We start from the raw sequence: 15,072 nt of genomic DNA on the forward strand, positions 1-15,072 counted from the left end.
GTCTTTTTGATCCGTTCTTTTTTATGTATAAGATATATGGATAATATACCTTTATTTTACTGGATAAGCATATGTTTTGCAAATGAGTTCGGAAAAAATGCGGCATGTCCTGAAAGGGGGAAAATGAGATAAGTTTATTTATATTCTTTATTGTAAGCGTATACAATTCATTATACAATAGAATAAAGATAATTTTGTGATAAACAAAACAGTTATTTTGCTTTTTGTATAAATTGTGAAATCAATGAAATTGCTGAGCAAGACCATTTACTTTTTGTAAAAATAAGTTAGAATTAGAAGTGTTTACATAGGGGGAGAATGAAAAAGGGGGATGGAGATATGAAGTGGAATCCGCTGATTCCTTTTTTGCTCATTGCAGTGCTGGGAATAGGGCTGACTTTCTTTTTAGCTGTAAAAGGCAATGGAGATGCGCATCAGATCGCAAGCGGCGGTGAAAGCAAAAATGCCGAGAAGGAAACTGCAAACGCTTCACCTGAAGAGATTTATAAAGCGAACTGCATCACATGTCACGGGGAAAACTATGAAGGTGTGTCAGGGCCGAACTTAAAAGGCGTCGGCAAAAGAAAAGATGTCGCTGAGATTAAAACAAAAATTGAAAAAGGCGGCAACGGGATGCCCGCGGGCCTTGTGCCGGCCGAAAAGCTGGATGACATGGCAAAATGGGTTTCTGACATTAAATAAAGCTTTACCGGTCCCTATATAAAAGACATATGAAAAACTCTATCCGCCGCTTGGATTCCGGGCGGTTTTTTTATATGATAGTAAAGGAAAAAGAACCTGAGAAAAGTTGTGATATTGTGAATGAAATGAAGTTATCTAAAAGATTGCAGTCTGTGGCGGAATATATCCCTCCGGGTGCCCTGGTTGCTGATATCGGGTCAGACCACGCGTATCTTCCTTGCTATGCCGTTTTGAATCATTTGGCAAGCCGGGCAATCGCCGGTGAAATTACAGACGGACCGTTTCTATCCGCCAAACAGCAGGTGGAAAAACTGGACTTAAGCACTCTTATCTCCGTAAGGAAAGGTGACGGGCTGAGCGTCCTTGAAAAAGGAGAAGCCGGCGCCATTACAATCGCTGGCATGGGCGGAGCGCTGATCGCTCATATTTTGGAGTCCGGAAAAACGAAATTGACGGGGCGTGAACGGCTGATTCTGCAGCCGAATATTCATGCCGTTCATATAAGAGAGTGGCTGTATCAGGAAGGCTATGAACTGCTTGATGAAGTGATTCTCGAGGAAGACGGAAAGTGTTATGAAATCCTCGTTGCGGAAACTGGCGACCGTGATGCGCCGTATCGGGACTTGCCGATGGCTGCCGGAATGCTTGCGGGTCCGTTTTTATTAAAAGAGAGGAATGAAGTGTTTCTTCGGAAATGGAGCCAGGAACTTAAGCATACTGAACAAATTTATGAACAGATCAGCCGCAGCGCAAAGCATGAAAATCATGAAAAATTAGCTGAATTGAAAGAGCGGATTTCTCTGCTGAAGGAGGTAATCGGACATGCCTAAACATGTGAACGGACAGGAAATCATCCAGCTGTTTGAACAATTTTCACCGAAGGCTTTTGCGGTGGAAGGAGATAAAATCGGTCTGCAGATCGGTACATTGAATAAGCCGGTGAAAAATGTCATGGTGACACTGGATGTTCTGGAAAAAACGGTAGATGAAGCCATTGAGAAAAAAGTTGACTTAATTATCGCCCACCACCCGCCGATTTTTCGGCCGCTTAAACAGATCACCACTGATCAGCCTGGCGGAAGACTGATTGAGAAATGTATAAAGCATGATATTGCTGTATATGCCGCTCATACGAATCTTGATGTAGCGGACGGCGGTGTGAACGATCTGCTTGCCGAAGCTCTCGGCCTGACAGACACAGAAGTGCTCGTCCCGACATATTCGGACCCGCTGAAAAAACTTGCCGTATATGTTCCGAAAGACTATGAAGAAGCTGTAAGAACTGCACTTGGCAACGCCGGAGCGGGACATATCGGCAATTACAGCCATTGCGCGTTCTCCTCTGAGGGAATCGGCAGCTTTAAGCCGCTGGACGGGGCAGAACCGTTTATCGGACAGACGGGAGAACTGGAGCTCGTCCATGAAGTGAGACTTGAGACCGTTTTTCCGGCAAGTATGGAGAGAACCGTCATAAAAGCGCTGAAAAAAAGCCATCCGTATGAAGAGGTGGCATATGATATTTATCCGGTGGAGCAGTCTCCGCTTGAAAAAGGACTCGGCCGCATCGGAAAACTTCAGCAAGACATGACGCTTGAAGAGTTTGCGCTGTTTGTGAAAGAAAAGTTTGACGTTAACGGAGTCCGGATGGTCGGAGAGCGAAACAGCAAGGTGAAAAAAGTCGCGGTTCTTGGCGGGGACGGAAATAAATATATTTATCAGGCAAAGCGGAAGGGTGCAGATGTTTACGTGACGGGCGATCTTTATTTCCATGTAGCGCATGATGCGATGATGATGGGATTAAACGTCGTAGACCCGGGGCATTATGCTGAAAAGATCATGAGAAAAGGCACGGCTGAGAAGCTTACGGCAATGGCCGGAGAGAAAAACTATGATGTGCGCATTTTCGCTTCCGAAACAGATACAAACCCATTTACTTTCTTATAAAAAAAACTGAGGCCCCGGGCCTCAGTTTTTTATTTTTACTTTCGGAAGGATTTTTTTAAGCGGCACACTGTGTTCAAGCTGCCATGTCGATTCATCGTTGTGGTCAAACTGCTCTAAAAAGCGGATGACTTCCTTTGTAATCGGTGTCGGTGTTGATGCGCCTGCGGTAACGGCGACGGTATTGACGTCTTTCAGCCATTCGAGCTTCAGTTCACTGATGTCTCCGATTCGGTAGGCTTTTGTTCCGGCGATTTCTTCTGACACTTGCGCCAGTCTGTTGGAGTTATTGCTTTTCGGATCACCGACAACAATGGTTAAGTCCGCTTTCTTTGCCTGCTCTGAGACAGCTTCTTGACGAACCTGTGTAGCCAGGCAGATTTCCTGATGATATTCCACGTGCGGGTACTTTTCTTGAACTGATTCCATAATATCATGGACGTCCCACTGGGACATGGTCGTTTGGTTTGTAACGATTAATTTCTCAGCCTGAATATCGAGGTTTCTCACGTCTTCCTCTGTTTCAACGAGATGAACGATTTCAGGAGCGACGCCGACGGCTCCCTCAGGCTCGGGGTGGCCTTTTTTACCGATGTATATGACGTGATAGCCTTCAGCTTTTACTTTTCGGATTAAGTCATGTGTTTTCGTGACGTCCGGGCATGTGGCGTCAATCGTAACAAGCCCTTTTTCCTCAGCGGCTTTTCTTACTTCGGGAGATACCCCGTGAGCCGTGAAAATAACGGTTCCTTTTTCCACCTGCTTTAAAATCTCCAGACGGTTTGTGCCGTCAAGCGTGTAAATGCCGTCTTCCTCAAACGCATCTGTGACATGCTTATTATGAACAATCATTCCCAGTATATATATAGGTCTTGGCAGTGTTTTATCGAGTGACGCGTTTTTGGCTATGACCATGGCATCAACAACGCCGTAACAGTAGCCGCGCGGCGATATTTTGATAACGTCCAATGTAGATGTCCTCCTATCAAAAGTGAGTGTAGAGGCAATATAAAAAGCCGTAGTTAAACGGCTCAAATCTTGCATTCTTCTGATCTCATTATAGCTAATCTTTCGTGAGATATCAAAGAATGTTAAATATATAATTTCGGCTTTGATCTGCCCGATGTTCTTTTTGGACGCGGCTGTTCCGCTGAGTCTGCCTGTGCGGCGTCTTTTTCTTTTGAAGCGGATGCTTTTTCAGACGTCTTCTTTGATGTTTTGGATGAGGCGTCTGATTTGTTTTCATCTTCTGTTTCATCTGTTTTTTCAGCTTCATCCTTTTTGTCCTGTTCGTCTGTTTCTTTCGTCTCGTCAGATTCATTCTCGTTATCACTGCTGCTTAATTGGCTGTAAAGCTTCATCATGGCGGGCAGACTCCGTACTAAAGGACCGTACTGCTGGATCATCGGCGTAACCTGCTGCGCCACGCCGAGCACCTTCTGAACGTTGCCGAGCATGCTCGACAGGGATGCCGGACTTGCCAGGTTCTGTATTCCCTGCAGTCCTGCACCTGCTCCTCCGCTGGCCGCCGCCGGTGCCGACGCGGCAGCGCTTCCTCCTCCTGAACCGGGTAAAAAACGGGAAAGCATCCCTTTTAAGCCCCCTCCGCCGCCCGTGCCTGCGTTTCTCAGGCCCGCTCCGGCCATCTGCTGCTGAGGGAAAAACTGCCGTCCCTGCTGCATCAGCTGCCGTCCCGGCAATGACGGTCTTCCTCCCATCATCATACGCGGATTCATAAACGGCCGGCCCTGCTGCGCCATATTTCTCATCGGCTGCTGTGGAAACATACTTGTACCTCCTTTCTGTCTCTCTGCTATTACAATATGCATCGGAGGGGGCATTTGCTTTTCTGTCTCGAAAACAGGATTCCCCCAAGACATGGTGTTTTTAAGTAAAATCGGTTATAATGTGATGATGGACACAGAATGTGCCGCTTTAAGGAGCTGGGAAAAATGAAAGAAACTAAATTTGATGGATACAACTTAAAACCGTTTATTATAGATGCAGTTCACCGCCTTGGTTTTTATGAACCGACAGATATTCAAAAGCGTCTGATACCTGCCGTACTGAAAAACGAAAGCGTGATCGGGCAGTCCCAGACGGGGACGGGGAAAACCCACGCCTATTTATTGCCTATTCTGAATCGGATTGATCCGGGTTCTGATACGGTACAGGCCGTTATCACGGCGCCGACGAGAGAACTTGCCAATCAGATTCATCAGGAAGCGCTCAAAATCACACAGGGTGCGGAAGATGAGCCGATCCGGACAAAATGCTTCATCGGCGGGACGGACAAGCAAAAATCAATTGATAAGCTGAAAACACAGCCTCATCTCGTCGTCGGAACGCCGGGCCGGATCGCGGATCTGATTAAGGCGCAGGCATTGAACGTCTATAAAGCGCAGTCTCTCGTCATTGACGAAGCTGATCTGATGCTTGATATGGGCTTTTTAGAAGACGTTGATTATATCGGATCGCGTATGCCGGAAGAACTGCAGATGCTTGTGTTCTCAGCTACGATTCCGGAAAAGCTGAAGCCGTTTTTGAAAAAGTATATGGAAAATCCGAAGTATGCGCATGTTGAGCCGAAAAGAATCACAGCCGAAAAGATTGAACATGTGTTGGTTCCTTCTAAACAGCGTGATAAAGACAAACTGCTTTTTGATATGATGTCTCATCTGAATCCTTATCTGGGCATTGTGTTTGCAAATACGAAAAACACGGCTGACCATATTGCGAAATACCTGACTGAAAAAGGAATGAGGGTCGGTCTTCTGCATGGGGGATTAACGCCGCGTGAGCGCAAAAAGGTAATGAAGCAGATTAATGATCTGGAGTTCACTTATGTCATTGCGACAGACCTTGCGGCTAGAGGAATTGACATTAAAGGCGTAAGCCACGTCATCAACTACGAGCTTCCGGACGATCTGGATTTTTATGTTCACCGCGTCGGGAGAACTGCACGCGCCGGTTCATCAGGCCAAGCACTGACCATTTATGAGCTTTCTGACGAAGATGCGCTCGTAAGACTCGAAAAGATGGGCATTGTGTTTGACTATGCGGAGCTTGTAAACGGCGAATGGAAGAAAGGCGATGACCGCCACCGCCGTAAAAATCGCAAAAAGACGACAAATGAGGCTGACCAAATTGCGAAACGCCTCGTGAAAAAGCCGAAAAAAGTAAAGCCGGGCTATAAAAAGAAAATGAGCTACGAAATGGAAAAAATTAAAAAGAAGCAGAGAAGAAACCAATCTAACAGAGGAAAGTAGGGGGAATCGGGTTGCTGAAAATAGGTTCACACGTCTCAATGAGCGGAAAACATATGCTCCTTGCCGCAAGCAAGGAAGCTGTTTCGTACGGGGCGAATACATTTATGATCTATACGGGCGCTCCCCAAAACACGCGCCGCAAAAAAATTGAAGACTTGAATATCGAAGCGGGCCGCGCCCATATGAAGGAAAACGGCATCGACGAGATTGTCGTGCATGCGCCGTACATCATTAACATCGGAAATACGACAAATCCGGCAACGTTTGAGCTGGGCGTTGATTTTCTGCGTTCTGAAATTGAAAGAACGGCAGCGATCGGCGCGAAACAGATCGTGCTTCATCCAGGAGCGCATGTCGGAGCCGGGGCTGAGACGGGCATCAAAAAAATCATTGAAGGTTTAAACGAAGTGATTGTTCCCGATCAAAACGTGCAGATTGCGCTGGAGACAATGGCGGGCAAAGGATCAGAATGCGGAAGAAGCTTTGAAGAGCTGGCCGAGATCATTGCGGGAGTCACGCATAATGAACATCTATCCGTCTGCTTTGACACTTGCCACACCCATGACGCCGGGTATGATGTCGCTAATGATTTTGACGGTGTTCTTAACGAGTTTGATAAAATCGTCGGCATCGATCGGATAAAAGTCCTTCATGTGAACGACAGTAAAAATATTAAAGGCGCCCGGAAAGACCGCCATGAAAATATCGGGTTCGGAGAGATCGGTTTTGACGCTCTGCAGTACATCGTTCATCACGAGCAGCTTGCCGATATTCCGAAAATCCTCGAAACACCGTATGTAGGCGAAGACAAGAAAAATAAGAAGCCGCCGTACCGTTTTGAAATCGAAATGCTGAAAGAAAAGCAGTTTGATAAGGAGCTTCTTGAAAAAATATCAGCTCAATAAGAAAGAAAGGAGGGGCGGGTGTCCCTCCTTTCTTACCCTGAGAATTGATTGAAAAGTTCGTCAACTTTCCGCGCCGTTTCTTTTGAGGTTATCGTTTCCACTTTTTTCAGCAGGCGCAGCCGCTCCTGTTCATCAAAAATATTAATGTTTTTTCCGTGCATCAGAGCCGCTACCTCAGCCGCTTGACTTCTTGTAATGCTGATTCCGTATTGCTTGGAATATTTCAGCAGATCGTCCGCAGTGACTTGATTGAGCCGCTGCAAAATAATTCTTTGTATTAAAATCATCGATACTTTCACCTCTTTAGACATAATGTATTGAGCAGATCATTAAAATGTTACAGCTTTTAATGGTAAAATAAAGTTGCTTACTGTTTAAAATAGTTATTATAGGAAAGGAGATTTTATGACCCCAAATAAACAGCATAAAAGAGAATCATTTTTACACTTTATCTTCAGGGTCATTATGATTCTGATCGGGGCGGGTTCAGCCGCCGTAAGTATTGAATTGTTTCTGGTCCCTAATAATTTTATCGACGGAGGCATTATCGGTGTTTCATTAATTTTAGACCACCTCTTTATGTCCAATCCCCTCCTCAATTTTGCCTTATTCGTTGTGTTACTCAACATTCCATTTATGATTTTCGGATATAAATATATCGGAAAAACATTTCTCATCTCTACTGTTATCGGAATCGTCGGTTTAGCGCTGATTGAATCCTCATTGCACCATGTGGAGGCCATTACGACCCAGCCTATTTTGGCGACGGTATTCGGCGGGCTTTTGCTCGGTTTCGGGGTAGGCCTTGTCATCCGAAACGGAGGCTCGATGGACGGTACTGAAATCCTCGGTATCCTTCTCACGAAAAAGCTGCCCTTTTCAGTCGGGGAATTCGTTATGCTCATCAATGTGTTTATTTTCATTTGGGCCGGTTTTGTGTTCGGTCCGGAGCAGGCAATGTATTCTTTCATGACTTATTATATTGCCATGAAAACGATTGACGCCGTCATCCAGGGGCTTGATGAAACAAAAGCGGTCATTATTGTTGCAGAGCAATATGCTGAGATCTCAGATGCTATATTGCACCGGCTTGGACGGGGAACCACCAAACTTCAGGGTAAAGGCGGATATACGGATGAAACCAAAGAAGTCATTTACGCGGTCGTGACAAGGCTTGAAGTGACTAAATTGAAATCCATTGTGTTTGAAATTGATAAAAACGCCTTTATTACGATCATGAATACCCATGAAACGAGGGGCGGTAAGTTCAAAACCGCGATTCACTAGGCTTTCATTTACTTTTCATCATTTTATAGGTATAATTTGATACATCATAAGAAAATGGCCTGCTGTTCAGACAGCTGCCATTTTCTTTTTGGAGCGATACCGTGTTGTAAAGGGGAGGTCCTCATGAACGTACAAGAAGCGTTGAACCTGCTGAAAGAAAAAGGGTATAAATATACGAGTAAGAGAGAAGACATGCTGCAGCTTTTTGCTGATTCTGATAAATATCTGACCGCCAAAAACGTGCTTGCCGCATTAAATGACAACTATCCGGGTCTGAGCTTTGATACCATATACAGAAATCTTTCGTTATATGAAGAACTCGGCATTTTGGAAACGACGGAGCTATCCGGAGAAAAACTGTTCCGTTTTACATGCTCTTATACCCATCATCATCACCATTTTATCTGTTTAACCTGCGGGAAAACGAAGGAAATTGAGTCCTGTCCGATGGATAAGCTGCACGATGATTTGGAAGGGTATGAAATCAGCGGCCATAAGTTTGAAATTTACGGCACCTGTCCGGCGTGCCGATAAAAAACCTCCTGCTTATACAGGAGGTTTTTTTCAGCTTTTGACATGCTGGAAGCTGTGTTTGTTTTTATTAATCCAGGCGACGGCTTCAAGCCAATTCTGCACCCTGATAATATTGGAATCGATGGGGAGCTGATTATATGGGGAGTTAAAAAGGATAACCGGAATGCCTGCTTCTTTTGCGATCATTGTCGCATTGCCGTGGTGATCTTCGAAAAATAAATCAATGCCGTGTTTTTTGACGGCTTCCACTTTGTGATGGCCTCCGACAAGCTCAATGTGATCGTAATGAATGTCCCGGTTTGCAAACCAGTCCAGCGTAACATCTTCTAAGTGGCCGCGTCTTGCCGTAATGTAGATCAGACGGTGCTCTTCTTTCAGTCCGTCCAGTGCCTGCTTGGCAAATTCCGCGAGTTTCGCTTCTTTATATATGGCTGCTTCATGAACGTTCATCCATTCCCAAAATTCCTCGTCTGTAATGTTCAAAAGCTTCGTCAGATCATAATCAGTCATATCATCCAAGGTAATGGAAAGATGAAATGAGCGGTTTAAATAAGGGACAAATGTATCCTGTGCCGTAACTGTGCCGTCAATATCTATACCTAACCGTAACATGTCCACACTCCTATAAATTCATCCCTTCAAGTGTAACATAAACAATTAACAATACCAGAAAAGTTTAGCAAACATGAATCCGTAAAAAACGCGGAAACTAAAAAAGCTCCTTTCATAAAAGAAAAAGGGGGAATTGAAGGTGGCATACGATTACGAAAATCGAAAAGGCAACGACTACTATGTGGATCATGGATCGGAAGGAACCGATATCACGCGTGATGTTTATTCAGAAGAAACAGCGGCCGAAATCTCAGAGCCATATCGTGCTTCTGACCGGGCAGCAGACCGTGATGATAATCGGGACGGAGTAAGTGAAGGCCGGGGGATAGGGTATGCAGCATTGGCTATTTCTATCATTTCCCTGTTTGTGCTCCCTGTTTTATTAGGGGCATGCGGCATTATCGTCGGCTATATCGCCAGAAGAAGAGGAGCAGGCGCTTTAGGCGGATGGGCGATGGGAATCGGTATTGTTTCTCTTGTGCTCGGCATCTTCATTACACCGTTTTTTTAACACAACGCAAAAAAAAGCTTGGCGGAATATCCGTCAAGCTTTTTGTGTTTCTTGTTCTGCTTTTGCTTTTTCCGCTTCAAGCTTTGCGTAGTGTTCTTCTGCCAGCTTGTCGATTTCTTTTTTCAGCTCTTCGACCATGGTTTCTTCAGGGACTTTGCGGACGATTTGGCCTTTGCGGAAAAGAAGTCCTTCGCCGCGCGCGCCGGCAATCCCGATATCGGCTTCTCTTGCTTCGCCCGGTCCGTTAACGGCACATCCGAGAACCGCTACTTTAATCGGCGCTTTGACTTTAGAAATGTATTCTTCCACTTCATTTGCGATGCTGATGAGATCAATTTCGATCCGTCCGCATGTCGGGCATGAAATAAGCGTAGCCGCGTTTGAAGCGAGACCGAATGATTTCAGCAGTTCTCTGGCTACTTTTACTTCTTCAACCGGGTCGGCGCTCAGAGAGATCCGGAGCGTGTTTCCGATTCCTTTGCTTAAAATCGCTCCGAGTCCGGCCGCGCTTTTTACCGTTCCGGCAAACAGCGTGCCCGATTCTGTAATTCCGAGGTGGAGCGGATAATCAAATGCTTTTGACGCTTTTTCGTATGCTTCTATGGCGAGATTGACGTCAGACGCTTTCATGCTGACGATGATGTCGTGAAAGTCAAGGTCTTCCAGGATTTTGATATGATGAAGCGCACTCTCAACCATTCCGTCAGCAGTCGGATAGCCGTATTTTTCTAAAATGCGTTTTTCCAAAGAACCCGCGTTTACGCCGATCCGGATCGGAATTCCTTTTTCTTTCGCCGCTTTTACGACGGCTTCCACTTTTTCGCGCCGGCCGATGTTACCCGGGTTGATTCTGATTTTGTCGGCGCCGCCCTCAATTGCTTTTAATGCAAGCTTGTAGTCAAAATGAATATCGACAACGAGAGGGATGGAAATTTGTTTTTTGATGTCGGCAATCGCGTTAGCGGCGCGTTCGTCCGGACATGCTACCCGGACAATTTGGCAGCCGGCTTCGGCTAAACGGTTGATTTCCGCAACTGTTGCTTCTACGTCGTGTGTCTTGGTCGTCGTCATACTCTGAATAACGACTTCGTTATTTCCGCCTATTGTTAAAGGTCCCACTTTGACGGGACGCGTTTTTGTACGATGTGTGATTTCACTCACTTGTCAATCGCTCCTTAATTGTAGTTACCGCTTTTGCAGGCTGAGCCTTTTACATGTCAGGCAACTTCTATTTACATGTTATATTGTAACAGTGTATTTGCCGAACTGACAAGAAATTAACGTTTAATTGCGGTAGACGGGGAATTTATAAGCGGTGCCTGCCCGAATGGCGTTTGCTTTTACATTCGGATTCAGCGCTTCAAAATCTTGTGCAATATCATCAGGAGCTTTATGTGCGCCGACTATCGACATCACCGTATCGCCTTTTTTGACCGTAACCGTTCTGTATGAAGCTTCCTGTTTTGCTGGCTGTGCCGCCGCTGCGTATGCTGGAAGGTCTTGAGAAGGGATCGTGCCGATTTTAAGATCGTAAAAGATAATGAATATCACAAATAAACTGCCGAATACAAAAGTAAGCCGCTTCATTCCAACCGCCTCCCGCATACATTTTTACTTCATTGTATGCTTGTCCCATTTTGTTCATGACAAAAAAGAAGACCGCCGGGGGCAGTCTTTGTTACACAGCTGTTTTTCTTGGCGGTATCTCTTTTAAGACGAGGAAAAGGATGATAAAGTTTACAAACCAATTCACTAAAAATTCACTCGGCACTGTAATAACAAGCGCGCGCATGATCGTAAAGAATATGGTCGAAAGTGTAATGGAATAAGCCGAAAGCTTCCAGAGCTGCTGGTAATTCAATGTCTTTCTTTGCGCATTTTTCAATATCAGGCCGATGACGGCGAGAAATGATACTTCAATGAATTTTCCGGCCGCTGTCATGATGAACAGCAAAACGGACAGGACGGTGACGATCATTGTTTTATTTTGGTTTAATGCTGATATGATTTCTTTTTTTGTGATATCAGCAGGCATCAGCGAATAATTCATTTCTGTCGCCTGTCCGTCTACAGCAAGCACCATTTTATTTTTTAAAATGCCGATCGCGTTTTGTTTCGCCGCTATTTGTTTCGCGCCGTAAGCATCTGTCGGATCAAACACGATGACAAAGCCGTTAGCTTCCGTTTCCTTAGAGGCGGACGCTTTCGTCTGCAATTCTCCGTTTGAAATGCTGAAATCAGGGAAATCTTTCTTTAACACGGTTTTGAAACCGTTCATTGAGTTTACGGTGCCGGAGCAAAGGTAATAAGCGCTTGGCAGCGTAAAAAGGACAGACAGCAAAAATACATAAAGGATCGCTTTTCCTATCCCCTGAAACCGTGTTTTTGCAATATCCGCCGGAGAGTATGTACTTTTCAATAAAGCCGTAAATATGTTCAACATCTTCACTTCCTAGCCTAAACTGGTATATGTTGCTTATTGTATCGTTCACAGGGGATGAACACAAGTGAGAGTATTTAAAGCGGTGATAAGGAATCATACATAATAAGATAAAGCGGGAAGCTGTGATCGCCCGCAAAACAAAGGAGGGTGTTTTTGTCATGAGTGTTTTGTATTGGCTGATTATCATTGCGGTCTTCGTCATTGCTTTTATCGGACTTGTATACCCGGTGATTCCAAGCGTTATTTTTATTGTGGCCGGTTTTCTTCTCTACGGATTTTTGTTTTCCTTCAGTCCTTATTCTTACCTGTTTTGGCTCATTGAGGCGGTATTTGCGGCCGTTTTATTCGCAGCTGACTATGTGTCAAATTTACTTGGCGTTAAAAGGTACGGAGGAAGCAGGGCGGCAATCTGGGGAAGCACGATCGGATTATTGATCGGGCCCTTCGTTATTCCCGTGGCGGGCATTATATTAGGCCCGTTTATCGGTGCTCTCTGCGCTGAGGTGTTTGTTCATCAAAAGGATATCAAGGCCGCGGCAAAAGTGGGGCTCGGCTCGTTAATCGGCTTTTTAACAAGCGTCGCGGCAAAAGGCGTCATTCAGCTCTTTATGATCGGATATTTCTTATGGACGGTGCTTTAGAAAGGTTTAATTTCGGCCGTGAACGGATAAAGTGTAATATGTCTGCTGGAATCGCCGGATTGTGAGCTTTTTCATTGATTACCACGCTTTCTTTTGTTACATTGAGATTAGAAAAGTTCGCGTTAAGCGGCATTTCAGTACATATATTTAAAGGAGGAAAAAATTATGGCTTACAAACTTCCAGAATTGCCTTATGCTTATGATGCTTTAGAACCGCATATCGATAAGGAAACAATGACGATTCACCATACGAAGCACCATAACACATACGTGACAAACCTCAACAAAGCGATCGAAGGATCAGCGCTTGCAGAGAAATCTGTAGATGAGCTTGTTGCTGATTTGAACGCAGTGCCGGAGGACATCCGCACGGCAGTCCGCAACAATGGCGGCGGACATGCAAACCACTCTTTATTCTGGACTCTTTTATCTCCGAACGGCGGAGGCGAACCGACTGGTGAGCTTGCTGAAGAGATCAAAAGCACGTTCGGAAGCTTCGATCAATTCAAAGAAAAATTCGCGGCAGCAGCTGCAGGCCGTTTCGGTTCAGGCTGGGCTTGGCTCGTTGTAAACAACGGCAAACTTGAAATTACAAGCACGCCAAACCAAGATTCACCGCTTTCAGAGGGTAAAACACCTGTTCTCGGTCTTGATGTTTGGGAGCACGCTTACTACCTGAACTACCAAAACCGCCGTCCTGATTACATTTCAGCTTTCTGGAATGTTGTGAACTGGGATGAAGTTGCCCGTCTTTACAGCGAAGCAAAATAAATAGTTCGATCAAACAAGGTCTCCCGCGGGAGACCTTGTTTTTTTATTGACTTTGATTCCTTTTACATATCTCAGTTTGAGTGAGACAAACTAATGTGTAGTAAAGGGGAGTCAATGATGAGCAAAATAAAAAAAATTATCGGCGACATCGAAATAAATAAAGGGCTGCTGCTGTTATTGACGATTGGCGGTCTTTACTCATTGGGCATCGCGCTGTCAAATACATTTGTCAACGTGTATTTGTGGAAGCAGTCGGGAAAATTTATTGATTTGGCCATATACAATTTGTCGGTCGTAACGATGCAGCCGATTACCTTTCTGCTGGCTGGCCGGCTGGCTAAAAAAATTGACAGGGTGTTTATTCTCAGGTTCGGCGTTATCTTTTTGGCCGCTTTTTATTTAAGTGTGCTGCTTGCCGGAGAAACTGCGGCTTCCCGTCTCGTTTTGATAGGGGCCGTGCTCGGAGTTGGATACGGCTTTTACTGGCTGGCTTTTAATGTGCTGACTTTCGAAATCACGGAACCGGAAACGAGAGATTTTTTTAACGGGTTTTTAGGCATTTTGTCTTCATCGGCGGGCATGATCGGTCCGATTGTGGCCGGATATGTCATTTCAAGACTTGAAAATAATACGGGTTATACAATCATTTTCAGCCTGTCGCTCGGCTTATTTGCCCTTGCCGTGGTCATGAGCTTTTTTCTGAAGCGGAGGGAGTCGAAAGGCCGGTTTATGCTGAAAAAAGTTTTTGGTGAGCGCCACACGAATCTGAATTGGCGCCGGATTACCAACGCGCACTTTTTTCAAGGCTTGAGAGAAGGGATTTTTGTTTTTTTAATCAGCGTATTTGTATTCATTGCGACAAACAGTGAGCTGGCGCTCGGAACATTCGGCCTCGTCAATTCCGCGGTTTCTTTTTTTGCCTATTATTTTGCATCAAGGCTCATCAAAAAAAGAGCGCGAAAAAAGGCGATTCTTATCGGCGGATTGATCTTGTACGGCGCCCTGTTTCTCATCATTTTTAAAATGAGCTTCACGACGCTCCTTTTGTACGGAGTGTTTATTGCGATCGGCTATCCAGTTCTGCTCGTGCCGTATGTCTCGCTTACATATGATGTGATAGGCCGGGCGCGGCTTGCCAGAAAAGCCAGAATTGAATACATTGTGCTCAGGGAGTTATTTTTAAATGCGGGCCGGATCGTTTCCATCCTTTGTTTCCTTGTAATCGTTACATTATTCAAGGAAAAAGTGGGAATACCGGCGGCGCTCGTGCTGCTCGGAGCCGGCCATCCGCTGATTTATTACTTTATAAAAGACATCAAACTGGATACGGAAACTTCTGATGAAACAGTAGAAGAAGACCGACAAAAACAGGCGGCGGAACCGAATTTTATAAAAGGAGAAAGATAAAAGGGTTATCTGTAGAAAAATATCGAAAAAACCTTTAGAATGAAAAATG

At 45.1% G+C, this 15,072-nt stretch carries 18 protein-coding genes; 11 read left to right on the forward strand and 7 right to left on the reverse strand.

Going from position 1 to position 15,072, the window contains the following annotated elements:
- The first annotated feature begins 339 nt into the window (after window positions 1–339).
- From cccA to ACWHAR_RS02450, 3 genes are all read left to right on the forward strand, one after another.
- On the forward strand, window positions 340–702 hold the full coding sequence (cccA, locus tag ACWHAR_RS02440) for a cytochrome c550 (protein ID WP_003152999.1): 363 nt from the start codon (window positions 340–342) through the stop codon (window positions 700–702).
- Between the two features lie 125 nt (window positions 703–827).
- Complete coding sequence (locus ACWHAR_RS02445; protein WP_032874147.1) at window positions 828–1,532, forward strand: tRNA (adenine(22)-N(1))-methyltransferase; 705 nt, start codon at window positions 828–830, stop codon at window positions 1,530–1,532.
- Window positions 1,525–2,646 (forward strand): Nif3-like dinuclear metal center hexameric protein, encoded by a 1,122-nt coding sequence (locus ACWHAR_RS02450; RefSeq protein ID WP_032873977.1) that lies wholly within the window; start codon window positions 1,525–1,527, stop codon window positions 2,644–2,646. The genes ACWHAR_RS02445 and ACWHAR_RS02450 overlap by 8 nt, the downstream gene beginning before the upstream one ends.
- Window positions 2,647–2,667: 21 nt before the next feature.
- On the opposite strand, the gene ACWHAR_RS02455 is transcribed toward ACWHAR_RS02450, so the two are convergent.
- Window positions 2,668–3,612: a 4-hydroxy-3-methylbut-2-enyl diphosphate reductase gene (locus ACWHAR_RS02455; protein WP_021494325.1), complete on the reverse strand. Its 945-nt coding sequence runs from the start codon at window positions 3,610–3,612 to the stop codon at window positions 2,668–2,670.
- Window positions 3,613–3,734: 122 nt separating this feature from the next.
- Complete coding sequence (gene vrrA, locus ACWHAR_RS02460; RefSeq protein WP_032873979.1) at window positions 3,735–4,430, reverse strand: VrrA/YqfQ family protein; 696 nt, start codon at window positions 4,428–4,430, stop codon at window positions 3,735–3,737.
- Between the two features lie 165 nt (window positions 4,431–4,595).
- Here vrrA and ACWHAR_RS02465 point away from each other — a divergent pair, with 165 nt between their 5' ends.
- Together ACWHAR_RS02465 and ACWHAR_RS02470 are read left to right on the forward strand one after the other, a co-directional pair.
- A complete protein-coding gene (locus ACWHAR_RS02465) occupies window positions 4,596–5,912 on the forward strand; it encodes a DEAD/DEAH box helicase (protein ID WP_032873981.1) in 1,317 nt (438 codons plus the stop codon).
- A gap of 11 nt (window positions 5,913–5,923) precedes the next feature.
- Window positions 5,924–6,817 (forward strand): deoxyribonuclease IV, encoded by an 894-nt coding sequence (locus ACWHAR_RS02470; RefSeq protein WP_032873983.1) that lies wholly within the window; start codon window positions 5,924–5,926, stop codon window positions 6,815–6,817.
- Window positions 6,818–6,849: 32 nt separating this feature from the next.
- Here ACWHAR_RS02470 and ACWHAR_RS02475 read toward each other — a convergent pair whose 3' ends face one another.
- On the reverse strand, window positions 6,850–7,104 hold the full coding sequence (locus tag ACWHAR_RS02475; protein WP_003153013.1) for a DUF2624 domain-containing protein: 255 nt from the start codon (window positions 7,102–7,104) through the stop codon (window positions 6,850–6,852).
- Between the two features lie 118 nt (window positions 7,105–7,222).
- Here ACWHAR_RS02475 and ACWHAR_RS02480 point away from each other — a divergent pair, with 118 nt between their 5' ends.
- Together ACWHAR_RS02480 and ACWHAR_RS02485 are read left to right on the forward strand one after the other, a co-directional pair.
- Window positions 7,223–8,104 (forward strand): YitT family protein, encoded by an 882-nt coding sequence (locus tag ACWHAR_RS02480; protein WP_007408296.1) that lies wholly within the window; start codon window positions 7,223–7,225, stop codon window positions 8,102–8,104.
- 123 nt (window positions 8,105–8,227) lie between these two features.
- Window positions 8,228–8,638: a Fur family transcriptional regulator gene (locus ACWHAR_RS02485; protein WP_032873986.1), complete on the forward strand. Its 411-nt coding sequence runs from the start codon at window positions 8,228–8,230 to the stop codon at window positions 8,636–8,638.
- A gap of 30 nt (window positions 8,639–8,668) precedes the next feature.
- Here ACWHAR_RS02485 and ACWHAR_RS02490 read toward each other — a convergent pair whose 3' ends face one another.
- Entirely contained in the window at window positions 8,669–9,250 is a 582-nt protein-coding gene (locus tag ACWHAR_RS02490) for a nucleotidase (RefSeq protein ID WP_007408297.1), read from the reverse strand.
- A 133-nt stretch (window positions 9,251–9,383) separates the two neighbouring features.
- Between ACWHAR_RS02490 and ACWHAR_RS02495 the strand changes: the two genes are divergently transcribed.
- Entirely contained in the window at window positions 9,384–9,761 is a 378-nt protein-coding gene (locus ACWHAR_RS02495) for a DUF308 domain-containing protein (protein WP_087920773.1), read from the forward strand.
- A 33-nt stretch (window positions 9,762–9,794) separates the two neighbouring features.
- On the opposite strand, the gene ispG is transcribed toward ACWHAR_RS02495, so the two are convergent.
- From ispG to ACWHAR_RS02510, 3 genes are all read right to left on the reverse strand, one after another.
- On the reverse strand, window positions 9,795–10,913 hold the full coding sequence (gene ispG, locus ACWHAR_RS02500) for a flavodoxin-dependent (E)-4-hydroxy-3-methylbut-2-enyl-diphosphate synthase (RefSeq protein ID WP_169510269.1): 1,119 nt from the start codon (window positions 10,911–10,913) through the stop codon (window positions 9,795–9,797).
- A gap of 132 nt (window positions 10,914–11,045) precedes the next feature.
- Window positions 11,046–11,348: a LysM peptidoglycan-binding domain-containing protein gene (locus ACWHAR_RS02505; RefSeq protein ID WP_025285006.1), complete on the reverse strand. Its 303-nt coding sequence runs from the start codon at window positions 11,346–11,348 to the stop codon at window positions 11,046–11,048.
- Between the two features lie 91 nt (window positions 11,349–11,439).
- Entirely contained in the window at window positions 11,440–12,204 is a 765-nt protein-coding gene (locus ACWHAR_RS02510; RefSeq protein WP_014418394.1) for a DUF1189 domain-containing protein, read from the reverse strand.
- 158 nt (window positions 12,205–12,362) lie between these two features.
- On the opposite strand from ACWHAR_RS02510, the gene ACWHAR_RS02515 reads away from it, so the two are divergent.
- From ACWHAR_RS02515 to ACWHAR_RS02525, 3 genes are all read left to right on the forward strand, one after another.
- Window positions 12,363–12,845, forward strand: coding sequence for a DUF456 domain-containing protein (locus tag ACWHAR_RS02515; RefSeq protein WP_032873988.1), 483 nt, complete (start codon window positions 12,363–12,365; stop codon window positions 12,843–12,845).
- 165 nt (window positions 12,846–13,010) lie between these two features.
- A complete protein-coding gene (gene sodA, locus ACWHAR_RS02520; protein ID WP_003153025.1) occupies window positions 13,011–13,616 on the forward strand; it encodes a superoxide dismutase SodA in 606 nt (201 codons plus the stop codon).
- Between the two features lie 117 nt (window positions 13,617–13,733).
- Entirely contained in the window at window positions 13,734–15,023 is a 1,290-nt protein-coding gene (locus ACWHAR_RS02525) for an MFS transporter (protein WP_032873991.1), read from the forward strand.
- The last annotated feature ends 49 nt before the right edge of the window (window positions 15,024–15,072 follow it).

The organism is Bacillus sp. LR--39, from assembly GCF_053613335.1.